The 13,182-nt window shown below is 52.0% G+C and carries 9 protein-coding genes and 1 other annotated feature (1 of these 10 only partly in view); of the genes, 4 read left to right on the forward strand and 5 right to left on the reverse strand.

Going from position 1 to position 13,182, the window contains the following annotated elements:
* The first annotated feature begins 89 nt into the window (after window positions 1–89).
* The gene (locus BLQ82_RS24565) at window positions 90–1,226 is read left to right on the forward strand and encodes an N-acetylmuramoyl-L-alanine amidase family protein (protein WP_062522843.1); all 1,137 of its coding nucleotides are present in this window, start codon (window positions 90–92) and stop codon (window positions 1,224–1,226) included.
* Between the two features lie 12 nt (window positions 1,227–1,238).
* Here the strand turns inward: BLQ82_RS24565 and BLQ82_RS24570 are convergent, their stop codons facing one another.
* The 3 genes from BLQ82_RS24570 to BLQ82_RS24580 form a co-directional block, all read right to left on the reverse strand.
* Window positions 1,239–2,246, reverse strand: coding sequence for an HD-GYP domain-containing protein (locus tag BLQ82_RS24570; RefSeq protein WP_062522841.1), 1,008 nt, complete (start codon window positions 2,244–2,246; stop codon window positions 1,239–1,241).
* A 95-nt stretch (window positions 2,247–2,341) separates the two neighbouring features.
* Window positions 2,342–3,922, reverse strand: a complete 1,581-nt coding sequence (locus BLQ82_RS24575) for a response regulator (protein ID WP_062522839.1) — start codon at window positions 3,920–3,922, stop codon at window positions 2,342–2,344.
* Between the two features lie 28 nt (window positions 3,923–3,950).
* On the reverse strand, window positions 3,951–5,768 hold the full coding sequence (locus BLQ82_RS24580) for a sensor histidine kinase (protein ID WP_062522950.1): 1,818 nt from the start codon (window positions 5,766–5,768) through the stop codon (window positions 3,951–3,953).
* A 191-nt stretch (window positions 5,769–5,959) separates the two neighbouring features.
* Here BLQ82_RS24580 and BLQ82_RS24585 point away from each other — a divergent pair, with 191 nt between their 5' ends.
* The 3 genes from BLQ82_RS24585 (at window position 5,960) to BLQ82_RS24595 (ending at window position 9,101) form a co-directional block, all read left to right on the forward strand.
* Window positions 5,960–6,850, forward strand: a complete 891-nt coding sequence (locus BLQ82_RS24585; protein WP_039833347.1) for a carbohydrate ABC transporter permease — start codon at window positions 5,960–5,962, stop codon at window positions 6,848–6,850.
* Window positions 6,850–7,686, forward strand: coding sequence for a carbohydrate ABC transporter permease (locus BLQ82_RS24590; protein WP_062522837.1), 837 nt, complete (start codon window positions 6,850–6,852; stop codon window positions 7,684–7,686). Before BLQ82_RS24585 ends, BLQ82_RS24590 begins: the two co-directional genes overlap by 1 nt.
* Window positions 7,687–7,793: 107 nt before the next feature.
* Window positions 7,794–9,101, forward strand: coding sequence for an ABC transporter substrate-binding protein (locus tag BLQ82_RS24595; RefSeq protein WP_062522835.1), 1,308 nt, complete (start codon window positions 7,794–7,796; stop codon window positions 9,099–9,101).
* A 232-nt stretch (window positions 9,102–9,333) separates the two neighbouring features.
* On the opposite strand, the gene BLQ82_RS24600 is transcribed toward BLQ82_RS24595, so the two are convergent.
* Window positions 9,334–10,596, reverse strand: a complete 1,263-nt coding sequence (locus tag BLQ82_RS24600) for an Nramp family divalent metal transporter (RefSeq protein ID WP_143013544.1) — start codon at window positions 10,594–10,596, stop codon at window positions 9,334–9,336.
* 587 nt (window positions 10,597–11,183) lie between these two features.
* The gene (locus tag BLQ82_RS24605) at window positions 11,184–12,875 is read right to left on the reverse strand and encodes a glutamine--tRNA ligase/YqeY domain fusion protein (RefSeq protein ID WP_062522833.1); all 1,692 of its coding nucleotides are present in this window, start codon (window positions 12,873–12,875) and stop codon (window positions 11,184–11,186) included.
* Window positions 12,876–12,959: 84 nt separating this feature from the next.
* Window positions 12,960–13,182 (reverse strand) — a binding site (T-box leader); it runs 40 nt beyond the window's last position.

Genomic DNA, 13,182 nt, shown 5'->3' on the forward strand with positions numbered 1-13,182 from the left:
TTTTTAAATTTTAAGAGTCTCCTGTTTCCCTCCGGCAGGAACGGGTAATAAACCTTTAACCTATTTCTGAAACGAGGATCTTACATAATATGAAAAAAACATTATCCACTGCCATGCTGGCAGCTACTTTATTGCTATCCACCCCTTGGCAGCCTGAATCAGCCCATGCCGCCGGAGCTTATACGGCAAAGGTCTACGCCTCTTCGCTGAATGTGCGCAGTGAACCGGCCGCAAGCGCGTCGGTGACCGGATCGCTGAAAAGCGGAGCACTGGTCACCGTAACGGACGAGCAGCACGGCTGGCTTAAGGTGCGGGCGGGTTCGGTCTCCGGCTGGGTTGCCGGATATTATCTTAAACGGACCAGCGGAACAGCCGAAGCAGCGTCAGGCACCGCAGCTGGGGCAGCTTCCGTGAAGACCTCAAGCCCATCCTCCGGCAGTGCCGGCGGAACCGCACAGGTCACCGCCTCATCATTGCGGATCAGGGGAGGCCCGGGAACGGGTTATAAAGTCCTGGGGTCCTTAAAAGAAGGGGATTCCGTCAAGATTCTGCTGCGGCAGGGAGATTGGGCGCGAATCCGCACTGCAAGCGGAGAGACAGGCTGGGTAGCAGGGCAGTATATTGCCAGAGGAGGCTCAAGCACAGGGAGCACTTGGAGCAGCGGGAGCAGCCCTCGTACCGGAAGCATCCGCGGCAAGCTGATTGTCATTGACCCCGGACATGGGGGCAGCGACCCGGGAATGCTAGGCACAAGCTATGACACAATGGAGAAGGATTTGACACTGCAGACGGCTTTTTATGTGCGCGATTATCTGCGGGCAAAAGGGGCAAGGGTGGAGCTGACCCGTACGCGAGGGGACCAGAAGCCCTCTCTGTCACGGCGGGTGCAAATCGGGCAGCAGCTCCGGGCGGATGCTTTTGTCAGCATACATTACAATTCTTCTCCGAAGAAGGTATCGGGGACGCTCACCTTTTTTTATTCGGAAAATAATGATTTGCGGCTGGCCCGCTCCATCGAGAACCGGCTCCGGCAGGGCATTGGCCTGAAATCCAACGGCTTATCTTTCGGGGATTATCATATTCTGCGGGAAAATAGCCTCCCGGCGACGCTGGTGGAGCTTGGTTTTCTGAGCAACCGCACTGACGAATCGATCGTCCGTACAGCGTCATACCAGAAAAAAGCAGCCAAGGCCATCGCTGAGGGGCTGGCGGATTATTTTGACTGAATACCCTGCTTGCTACTCGATACTGATCTCTTTAATCTTAATTGTATTCAGCTTGCTGAGGTCAATATACTCATCATCGACTTTAACCAAAGGGGTCTCAATATCGTGGGGGTTCAGGTAGACGATTTCACCGACCCGTCCATCGGTCAAAATGACCTCGCGGCCGACCGTCCGCTTCACAATATTCACCAGGAACACCGAGACAATATGCGGGTCCAGCGCGCCAAAGCTCCCTCTTCTCATCTGATCGACAATGATATGGAAGGGTACCGGCTCATGATAGGGGCGTCTGGAAGACATCGCATGAAAGATATCGGCGACGGCGACGATCTTGGCGTAGGCATCGATCTGTTCTTCCTTCAGCCCCAGCGGATACCCCCTGCCGTCATTCCGTTCATGGTGCTGCAGTGCCGTCAGCGTGATATGGGAGTTCGCTCCCGTGGTTTCCTTGAGCATTTCGTAGCCCAGAATCGTATGCTTCTTGACTAATTCATATTCATCCGGGGTCAGCTTGCCCGGTTTGTTCAATATCTCGGAAGGGATTTTCAGCTTGCCGATATCATGCAGGGTTGCAGCCAGTGACAGCACCGACAGCTCCGATTCACTCATATTCATCCATCTGCCGATCAGTGTCGACAATACCCCTACCCCGATGTTGTGCTGGTATGTATAGTCGTCCTTGCCCTGAATCGCATCAAATAACGCAAAAATATCGGAATGACGGGATATTTCCTGAACCACAGGCACAACTTCCTTCCGGATATCCGCGAGCGGAACCTTGCGGGAAATCCGGAAGGACTCAAATAAATCCTTCGATGCATTCACCACGTTGTATGCCAGCTCCTTGCAGGAAGGCGCTTGTCCCTCTTCCCCTGCAAAGATAATGTCGAGAATATTGATTTTTTGCTTGCGGATCAGCTCCAAATGTTCTGCATTCAGAATGCTGTTCGCTGGAATTACCGTAACCCCGTAGGCATTGATCAAATCATGTTTTATTCTTTTGCCTAAATACCTTTCCATACCCCGTCCTCCCGAATCAACCGAATGAATATTTCCCTTATCTTTACTATCGGTCAAAAGCTGGAAATGCTGAAAGGGTTAAACCTGGAAAATTGTTATTGGCTCTCTCCCTGCTTGCGGTATTCCCTCGGCGACTGCCCGGTAGACTTCTTAAATACACGGCTGAAATATTTCTCATCCTCATATCCTACCAGCTCCGAAATTTGCGACAGCCGCAGATTCGTATTCTGCAGCAGGGTTTTGGCCTTGTCTACCCGGAGGCCGGTCAAATAATCGGACAGATTCTCCCCTGTAATCTGCTTGAACTTCCGCGAGACATTCTCCCTGCTGATAAAAAAACGTTCAGCAATATGCTGCAAGGTCATATCCTGGGCATAGTTCTGCTCGAGATACTGCCGGATTTCCCCGACAAGCCGGCTGTCCGGTGCCTGGGCATTCCCCTCGGACAAGCGCTGGAGCAAGGCCTTGAGCTGGCTCCGCCAATTCTCCACAGAAAACAGCCCCTCGCTGTCATAGCAAGGCTCAAGCGAAATCTCCCCGTCCGGCCGCAAGCGGCGGAGGACTTCCGATATCTCCGCCTGAAGCTGCTGGAACTGGCTCCCCGTAAGCAGCGGAAGGCCGGCCAACTGATCTGACCACTCATCCACGACCCGCTCCATCTTGTCCAGGTCACCGGAGAGGACAGCAATTCTCAGCTTGTCCAACTGCACTTCATATGCGTAGTTCTCTTCAGGACCACCCGATCCGGACTGCTCCCGGAACAGATGAATCCGTCCTTCCCGCTGCAGCAGATTCCGCTCGTTCAGACTCTGCCGCGCCTGGCGGAAAGCCGTTTGCAGCCCTTCCGGAAATGCAACCGGAAGGCTGAGGCCGATATCCATCTGCACACCGTAGGTCTGTCTAATGGACTCGTTAATACGGTGCATCTCTTCTTCCGCCTCAGCAACAGCGCTCCATAGCAGAAGAACAATATCTGCTCCGCCCTGCCAGCTGCGGAAGGCGAAACCGTTCTGCATCGGTGCCAGCACCTCGTTGCAGACATTCGCCAGCACGAATGAGGTCAAGCCCACATCGCCCTGAAATCTCTGCAGCAGCCGGCAGTCCGCCCCCTGGAGTGAGATGAGTGCAACTCTGCATTCAGCCACAAATAGCGGCATGCCCAACTCTTCGCACAGCGAATTTCTTACCTCCTGAAAAGAAGCCTGTCCCGCTACCAGATCTGAAAGAATCTTATCCCAGTAGAGCGGCCGCAGCACATTCAGCTGCATATTCTGGCGGTGCGCCTGGTGCCGCTCCTGTTCCTCCTCAAGCCACAGCTTGAAGGCATGCTCAGCGGCGGCAATCAGCTGCTTGCTGTTCAACGGCTTCAGCAAATAATCCGTTCCGCCGTAGACAATCGCCGGCTTCACATAGTTGAAGTCCTGATAGCCGCTGATCACGATGGTCTTCGTATGCGGATAATGGCTGTGCAGCCACTCCAGCAGCTCTGCTCCATCCATGAGCGGCATCCGCATATCCGTAAAGACAATCGCAGGCTGCTGCTCCTGCATGATCCGCATCGCTTCCTGCCCGTTCGACGCCTCATAGATATCTGTAATATGATGCTTCTCCCACGGAACAAAATAGCGGATGGCTTCCCGCACATGCTTCTCATCATCTACTATCAGCACCTTCATTGCCCGCCCCCCCCTTTCTGTAAGTAATTTATATGCTGTCCAGCGGAATAAGGAGTGTAACAGTTACTCCGCTGTCCCCATTGTCGCTCAAGAACATCTGCGCCTCGCTGCTCATCTGCAGGCGGAGACGGGCAAGCACATTGTACAGCCCGATCTCTTCACGCTCCGTTCTGCCGCTCTCTGTCAGTCCGGCCAGGATGGCTTCCAGCCGTTCCGGCTCAATTCCTTTGCCGTTATCCTTAACGGCAAGCATTAACCGGCCTTGGCCATCCAGCGCACACCTGATGGAGATGACCCCGCCCTGGATGCCGTCCGCGAAGCCGTGCTTGAAGATATTTTCCACGATAGGCTGCAGAATCATTTTGGGCACCTCCACATCCAGCGCCTCCTCCTCCGCATCGACATCAAGGCGCAGATTCTCTTCGCCGAACCGCTCCGTCTGCAGGATGACATAGTTCTGCACATGCTCGATTTCATCGCGGAGCGGAACCTGTGTGCGTTCAGTATTCATTGAATATCGCATCATGCTGCCAAGGGAATAGATGAGATCATACACCTTAGGCGCATTGAACCGCAGGGACAAGCTGGCGATGGACTGCAGGGCATTATACAGGAAATGCGGATTGACCTGTGCCTGCAGCGCCTTCAGCTGGTTGGTTTTGTTCGCCAGTTCCAGCTTGTACTCATTGAGGATCAAATCGTTGATCGTCCGGGTCATCCCCGTGATCTTGCGCGTCAGCAGGCCGAACTCATCCTCCCGTTCGACATCCATATGCGCGTCCAACTGTCCGATCTGCACCTTCTGGGTGAAGGAGATCAGCTTCTTGATCGGTCTGGTGAAGCCAATAGAGATGAGCACTGCGCTGATTCCGCCCACAAGCAGAAACAATATACCAATACCGGTATTGAACCGGGTGATGACCCGGGCATCCTCGTACAGATCTTCATAGGGAACGAGCTTGATAATGCTGCCTTTGAACAACGGGTCCTCAATATGCCGGTACATGACAATCCCCTTGAATCCGTCCTTTTTCCAGGTAAAATGACCGCTGCCGCTGTTCCCGGGAAGCTGGCTCCAGCCCGCCTTGACCGGCTTGGCGATCCAATCGGGATCAGAGGCAAACAGCGCTTGCCCCTGATCATTAAGCACATAAAGGCGTTCCGTATCGGAATTGTACATGGATTTGACGATCCCCTCCAGCTCCGCAAGGCGATAGTCAATCGACAGGTCGGCCAGAACGTCGGAACTTGGGGTTTTGTAAATTGGAAAATGGGCCGTAAATACCGGTTCAATCCCCGGCTTCAAATTAGGAAAACCGGACCTTATCCCATACTGATGTTCTATATGGGTGACCTCGATGTAGGGGCGGTACGTCCCTTCAAGGTGCTCATCCAAAGCATAGCGGGTGTTGGCCTCCCGGCGGAAATACCCTCCCCGCAGCAGATTGGACTGCTGTGCTGCCCGCACATACAGATGGATCTGAAAAGTGTTCCGGTCCGAGAGAAACAGGTTGGAAAGCTGGGTGGAGATCACAGCCCGGTTATCCGGGACTGCGGAGCCGGGCGGAACATCCTGCAAGCTTTTGGAGGTGAGCAGAGTGGTATAAAAAGAGCTGGGCACATTGATTCCGCTGTACAGCGACATTGCCCGCTGATTCATACCGCTGAAGTAGCTGCTCAGTTTGGCTTCCCCGAGCGTCAGCAGCTTCGTATTCTGCTTCACGGACTGCTCCGTGACCGATTCCTTAGTATAGAGATAAGAGAACGTAACTGAAATCGCTGATGGAATCACAGAGGCCAGCAGCACAAGCGCCATCAGCCGGGTCCGTATGCTGTTTTTGAACATGCTTTGTCCTCCTGTAGGGTTGGCGGAAGGTTGCTTCTTCCCGTATACTACTGTGCCGAATGTCCGCTGCGCAAGCATCCCTGCAATATAATCCACTTTTATCATCATCAAATTGAGTGTTAGTCATACTTGCCGGTTCCTATAATGAAGATGTGAACCCGAAGATTAACTATACAAAAAGGAGACTCCATATGAGAAAAGCTCTGCGTCTGCAACGAGGCTGGGGACAGCAAATTATTTTCCTCTGGCCCGCCCTGCTCTTCTTCCTGACCATTGTGGTCACACCCTTCATTCTCGGCTTTTACTACTCCTCCACCAACTGGAACGGACTGGATTTGGACAAAGCGGTCTGGACTGGTGCGGACAACTGGAAACGGATTTTTATGAATGATGACAAGTTTTGGGATTCCCTCTTCTTTACTTTACGCTTCACAGTAGTATCCGTTATTGCAGCCAATGTCTTGGCACTGCTGCTTGCATTCCTGCTGATGACGGCGCTGAAAACCAAAAAGGTGCTGCGCACAATCTTCTTCATGCCCAATGTAATTGGCGGCATTCTGCTCGGTTACATCTGGCAGTTTATCTTCACCAAAGGTTTCGCTACCATCGGTGAGATGACCGGTATTTCCTTCTTCCAGCTGCCTTGGCTGGGTACAGCGGGCACCGGCTTCTGGGGCCTCGTGATCGTGTTCGTCTGGCAGACAGCCGGGTATATGATGGTCATCTACATCGCCGGATTGGCCGGAATTCCGAAGGATCTGATTGAAGCGGCTAAGATCGACGGGGCACGCGCTCCGCAGTTGTTCAAGAGTGTCTATGTCCCGCTAATCATGCCATCCATCACCATCTGCCTGTTCCTGACCACTTCCAATGCCTTCAAAATGTTCGATCTCAACCTGTCGCTGACCAAAGGCGGACCGGGAACCTCAACCCAGTCGCTTGCCTACAACATCTATGCGGAAGCACTGATCAACAACCGTTACGGCCTCGGCACCGCCAAAGCGCTGCTCTTCTTCTTCGCCGTCTCGCTGATCACCGTCACACAGGTCTGGCTCACCAAACGGAAAGAGGTGTCCGCATAATGCAGACTAGCAGATATCGTCTGAACAATTTCATCCTTGAGATATTCGCCATTCTTCTGGCCCTGGTGTTCCTGTCTCCGTTCTACCTGGTGCTGAGCAACTCGGTTAAGCGGCTGAAGGAAATCCTGATTGATGCGGCATCGTTCCCGCAGGTGTTTCACTGGGATAATTACTCCAAAGTATGGGATGCGATCAATTTTCCCCAGGCGTTCTGGAACTCCCTGCAAATCACAGTTCTAAGTGTAATCTTCATCGTGATGTTCAGCTCCATGGCTGCCTACCAGATTGTCAGAAAACCGTCACGCTTCAATTCCTTTGTGTTCCTGCTGCTTGTATCGGCGATGATCATTCCGTTCCAGTCTCTGATGCTGCAATTGGTCCGGGTGACCAGCATGCTGGAGCTGCGCGGTGAGCTGTACGGCATTGTGGCCTGCTATCTCGGCTTCGGAATGCCGCTGTCCGTGTTCCTGTTCCATGGCTTCATCAAAAGTGTGCCCATAGAGCTGGAGGAAGCTGCACGTGTTGACGGCTCAAGCCCCTATGGCGTTTTCTTCAAAATCGTCTTCCCGCTGCTGATGCCGATCATTGTTACCGTCATTATTCTGAACACCCTGTGGATCTGGAATGACTACCTGCTGCCGGTGCTTGTCATTGGAGGCAATAAGGACCTGACCACACTGCCGGTGGCTGTTACCAAGTTCTTCGGCCAGTACACCAAGAAATGGGACCTTGCTCTCGCCGGACTGGTCATGGCGATTACGCCGATTCTCTTGTTCTTCCTGTCTCTGCAGCGTTATATTGTTGAAGGTGTCACCGCAGGCTCCATTAAGGGTTAGACCCTCTGCAATAATATCCACTTTTTTGAGCAAAATATTAAGTGTAAGCTAATTCAAATTTGCATTACGATCAGGTTGTAGGACCACTAGACCAGGGAGGTTATACTATGAAAAGAAAGTTCGCATTTGTTATCGCAACCGTTTGCACACTTATTATCGCAGGTTGCGGCAATGGCGGCAATAATAATTCCGCAAACGGTGGAAACGCTGTCAAATCAGAAACAGAGACAGCTGCACCCGAGTCCACCAAAGATCCGGCCAAGGATGTAACGATCAAAATGTTCCAGTTCAAGGTCGAAATTGCCGAGCAGTTAAACACACTGGCCGAAGAATATGAGAAAGAAACCGGTGTGAAAGTTGAAGTGGAAACACATGGCGGCGGTGAAGATTATGGCGCGCTGCTCAAAGCAGAGCTTGCTTCCGGCTCTGAACCGGAAATTTTCAACAATGGCGGTTACACAGCTCTGGTTCCTTATATGGACCGTGCCACCGATTTGTCGAACGAGCCTTGGGTGGCCAATCTGATTCCAACCGCCAAAGCGCCGGCTACCGTCGATGGCAAGCTGTACGGAATGCCGATGAACGTTGAAGGCTACGGACTCATCTATAACAAGGACCTGTTCACCAAAGCAGGAATCACGGAAGAACCCAAAACACTTTCACAGCTCAAAGACGCGGTAGCCAAGCTGAAAGCCGCAGACATCACGCCGTTTGAAGCTACCAATGAGTGGTGGTCCATGGGGATGCACCTGGTTAACGTAGGCCTGGCTCATCAGCCGGACCCGAAGAAATTCATCGAGGAGCTCAAAGCCGGTACCCAAACCTTTAAAGGCAATGCTGTGTTCAAGCAATGGCTTGACCTGGTGGATGTAATTTTTGACAATGCACAGGATAATAAAATGACTACAGACTATGCTACCCAGATTGCAGACTTCGCATCCGGCAAAGCGGCCATGATGATGCAGGGCAACTGGACGCAAGGGGATATCGACAAAATTGATCCGGACCTGAACCTCGGCCTCCTCCCGCTTCCAATCAGCGACGAAGAAGGAACCATTCTCGTAGGTGTGCCTAACAACTATATTGTGAACAGCAAATCGGCACATCCGGAAGAAGCCAAAGCGTTCCTCAACTGGCTCGTGAGTTCAGAAACCGGCCAAAAATATCTGACCAAGGAATTCAAATTCATCCCTGCTGAAACCAACGTTAAAACGGATGCAGCGGATATCGGCCAGGTTGCCGTTGCTGTGCAGGAACAATCCGCCAAAGCACTCGGCTGGAACTGGGATATGTTCCCTGACGGGGTGACTCAAGGCTTCGGTGCAGCTATGCAGGAATATCTGGGCGGCCAATTGAATCACGATCAGCTTCTGGAGAAGCTCGACAAATCCGTACAGGATATCGTGAAGCAGTAACCTCGCCCCCGTACAGCAGAGCCTAGTCTTCAACGCAAACAAACCATGCTGCGTTTCAGAGAGACCTTTCTTATATTTCAAAAAAGCCCGCCTCCGGTCATCCGTTCAGGTATAACCTGACAGATGCCGGGGGCGGGCTTTTTCCTAATCCTAACAATCTATTCCCTTAGAATCGATAAATGTATTTACTATTAATTGTATGAAATACAGTTACCCTCTTGGTTGGAAGCTTTCAGACAAACATCTCCACAATCAGGAACAGATTCAGCGATACAACCAGTGCGGAGATGATCCAGCCTAGAACCGTAGTAATCCGGTGGTTCACCAGCCCGTTCATGATCTTGCGGTCACTGGTAAAGATCACCAGCGGAATCAAGGCAAAGGCAATCCCGAACGAGAGCACCACCTGGCTCATGACCAGTGCGCTTGTGGCATTGATGCCGAAGGCGATGATCGCCAGCGGAGGAAGAATTGTAATCGCCCGCCGCAGGTAGAGATTGATTCTTTTATTAATGAAGCCCTGCATAACCACATCCCCTGCCATCGTCCCCACTGACGAACTGGAAAGTCCGGCAATCAAGAGACCCAGTCCGAAGGAAAGCGCAGTAACCGGTCCGGCCAAATGGCGGAACTGCTCAAAGGCGATATCCAAATCCTCGACCACTAAGCCATTCTTGAAAAACAACGCGGCGGACACAACCACCATCGCCATATTAACCGCACCGGCAATCAGCATGGCAATCAGAATATCGATGAACTCCAGCTTGAAAATCTGTTTTTTCTCCTTGTCATCGATGCCGACTACGCGGCTCTGTGTCAGCGAAGAATGCAGATATATCGCATGCGGCATTACCGTCGCACCCAGGATGCCCGCAGCCAGCAGAATGCTGTCCACGCCCTGGAACTGCGGAGTGAAAATCCCGGCGACGACTGCCCCGGCATCCGGCTTGGCCATGATGACCTGGAACGCAAAGGCCAGTACGACAATGAGCACCATTCCGGCGATTCCAGCCTCAAGCGTACGGTACCCGCGCCGCTGCAGCTCCAGAATGGCGAATGAACCGACAGCGGTGATCAGTGCGGCTGGCAGCATCGGAATGCCGAACAATAGATACAGTCCTAGGGCTGCCCCGATAAACTCCGCCAGATCGGTAGCGATAATCACCAGCTCACTCTGAATCCACAAAAAGATGGATACGCCCTTCGGGAATTTCTCCCGTGCCACCTCAGGCAGATTCTTGCCGGTAGCTATACCAAGCTTGGCGGACAGCGATTGAATCAGAACAGCCATCAGATTCGAGGCAAATATAACCCACAGCAGCAAATAACCATATTTGGAGCCTGCTGTAATATTGGTAGCGAAATTCCCGGGGTCCAGATAGGCTACAGAAGCGATAAAAGCCGGGCCCAGGAAAGGAAGGAGCCTCTTTAATCCTTTGACATCCCCGTTCAGTACTGCCTGTGCGGTGAGTCTGTTTTTAGGTCTGTGAATCATTGGAGGTGTTTCTGCCAAATTTTGCTCCATCATTATCAATCCCTCCTCTTGCCCGGAAAAGTTGTCTATACACACGAAAGTTTCCCTGGTGCAACATTTAATTTAGTTTTATTATAATCTGCGTTTTGAAAAATGTAAATGCATTTCTGCAAACTAATGCACGGCATCATTCCATACCCTATTATTAACCATTGTGCGCTGAGGCTAGCTATATAAGTGGAAAAAGTAAAACTATTTGCTGAATTCCGGGCTACAGAAGATTTTAGTTGAATTTTGTACACCTAATTCATGCGTATTCCTCCCATATGGCCGCTTTCAACCGGATTAGTGGTACTTTTTCCCACATGGGATGCTCTATAAGCCGAATCAGTTCGATTAGTGATACTTTTTCCACTAACGATATTGCCCTTCGGTTTTCAAGTTCAATCTATATAGTCTGGAGTAGGCTACTTTAATCATATGTAAAAAAGCCCCCTGAAGTGAGGCCTCCTTCATATGATTATGTTCAAAACAAACGGGCGGGGTTCCGGGCACCCCCGGCTCCCGCCCGCTGCTAGTACCTGTATCTTCATCCCATTAATAGGTACTTATTTCCTTCCCTTCCACGTATCCTTCAGCGGAACAATCCGGTTGAACACCAGCCGGTCTTCCCGGCTCAGCTTGTTGTCGGCGCAGAAGTAGCCCTGGCGCATAAATTGAAATTTATCCTCAGGCTTGGCACCAGCCGCAAAAGGCTCCAGAAGGCAGTGTTCCAGCAGCTTCCTGGACTCCGGATTGATGTACTCCTCCCAGGTTTCGCCTTCCGCCTTGGGACCGTCGTTGTCTTCCAGCAGCTTCTCATACAGATATACCTCTGCCGGTATGCCATGACTGGCCGAGACCCAATGCAGGGTGCCTTTGACTTTGCGTCCACTATTTGCCCCGCCGCTTTTCGTCAGAGGATCATAGGTGCAGCGCAGCTCGCTGATCGCACCGGTTTCAGCATCCTTGATGACTTCGTTGCATCTGATGATATAAGCCCCCTTCAGCCGGACTTCACCGCCCGGAACCAGCCTGCGGAAACCCGGTGCCGGTTCCTCCATGAAATCATCACGCTCAATGTAGACAGTGTCTGAGAATGGCACCTCTCTTACACCCAGCTCTGCATTTTCGCTATTATTGGCCAGGGTCAGCCACTCTGTCACCCCCGCCTCGTAATTGGTAATAACGACCTTTAGCGGATCGAGCACGGCCATTATACTCGGCACAGTGGCTTTGAGATCCTGTCTCAGGCAATGCTCCAGCATGGAGAAATCCACCATCGTTTGGTTTCGGACCATGCCGATCTCCCGGACAAAACTGCGGATGCTCTCCGGGGTAAATCCCCGTCTCCGCAGACCGCGCAGTGTGGGAAGCCGGGGATCATCCCAGCCGTCCACGTAGTTCCCCGCAACAAGTGCTCTGAGATACCGTTTGCTGGTAACCACCCCTGTCAGATTGACCCGTCCGAATTCCCTTTGCCTAGGGGCTTCTTCAATGCCCAGTTCCTCCAGCACCCACTCATAGAGGGGGCGGTGGTCCTTGAACTCAAGCGAGCATAAGGAATGGGTAATGCCTTCAATGGCGTCCTGGATCGGGTGGGCAAAATCATACATCGGGTAAATGCACCATGCATTCCCTGTACGGTAATGCTCCGCGTGAATAATTCTGTAGATTACAGGATCACGCAGGTTGATGTTCGGTGAAGCCATATCGATTTTAGCCCGCAGCACCCGGGAACCGGCGGGATAAGCCCCTTCTCTCATTCCGCTGAATAAGCGGAGGTTCTCCTCCACGGACCGTTCACGGTAAGGACTGTTTTTTCCCGGTTCCGTCAGTGTGCCTCTGTAGGCGGTCACCTCTTCCGGCGGCAAATCGCAGACATAGGCTTTGCCTTTGCGGATTAAGGCCAGCGCGCTGCTGTAGATTTGCTCCGAATAGTCCGAGCCGTAATAAATATGTTCTCCGGGGCTGCAGCCCAGCCATTCGATATCCTGAATGATCGCTTTTACATATTCCATGTCCTCTTTGAGCGGATTCGTATCGTCGAAGCGCAGATGAAAGGTGCCGCCATACTTTTGTGCAATCCCGTAATTCGTATGAATCGCAAACGCGCTGCCGATGTGCAGATACCCGTTCGGTTCCGGCGGAAACCGGGTGCAGATCTCTCTGCTGTAGATGCCGGACTCTATATCCTCCTTGATTAGCTTATCCATATAGTTTTCCGCTGCCGCAGTATCCATTGCGTTATCGCTGCTCATGTGTGAACCCTCCTGTATGTGATAAACCGCCCTAAACAAGCTTTGCCCCATGCAAAAAAGAACCCCACCTCCAAGACGTATGGTCTTGGGGACGAGATTCTCGCGGTACCACCCCAGGTTTATTAATATGTCGCCATATTAATCTCATTAAGTACGGCATTCCCTTCAGGCAATGCTTATACTCTGGCTCTGTAACAGGAGCTCCTGTCGCACCATCCCCAGCCTCTGCTTAGTTCCGGTACACCGCTCAGAGGCTTGGTTCAATACACCTTTCTTTGCCCCTTTTCAGCATCCGGGGCTCTCTGTA

Origin of the sequence: Paenibacillus jilunlii, from assembly GCF_900102965.1 — a bacterium.
Lineage (GTDB): Bacteria > Bacillota > Bacilli > Paenibacillales > Paenibacillaceae > Paenibacillus_AQ > Paenibacillus_AQ jilunlii.

Coding starts and splice junctions, on each gene's coding strand:
- BLQ82_RS24575 (WP_062522839.1), bottom strand. CDS start 3,922: ATGAAGGTGCTGATAGTAGATGATGAGAAGCATGTGCGGGAAGCCATC.
- BLQ82_RS24600 (WP_143013544.1), bottom strand. CDS start 10,596: ATGATTCACAGACCTAAAAACAGACTCACCGCACAGGCAGTACTGAAC.
- BLQ82_RS24585 (WP_039833347.1), top strand. CDS start 5,960: ATGAGAAAAGCTCTGCGTCTGCAACGAGGCTGGGGACAGCAAATTATT.
- BLQ82_RS24595 (WP_062522835.1), top strand. CDS start 7,794: ATGAAAAGAAAGTTCGCATTTGTTATCGCAACCGTTTGCACACTTATT.
- BLQ82_RS24580 (WP_062522950.1), bottom strand. CDS start 5,768: ATGTTCAAAAACAGCATACGGACCCGGCTGATGGCGCTTGTGCTGCTG.
- BLQ82_RS24565 (WP_062522843.1), top strand. CDS start 90: ATGAAAAAAACATTATCCACTGCCATGCTGGCAGCTACTTTATTGCTA.
- BLQ82_RS24570 (WP_062522841.1), bottom strand. CDS start 2,246: ATGGAAAGGTATTTAGGCAAAAGAATAAAACATGATTTGATCAATGCC.
- BLQ82_RS24605 (WP_062522833.1), bottom strand. CDS start 12,875: ATGAGCAGCGATAACGCAATGGATACTGCGGCAGCGGAAAACTATATG.
- BLQ82_RS24590 (WP_062522837.1), top strand. CDS start 6,850: ATGCAGACTAGCAGATATCGTCTGAACAATTTCATCCTTGAGATATTC.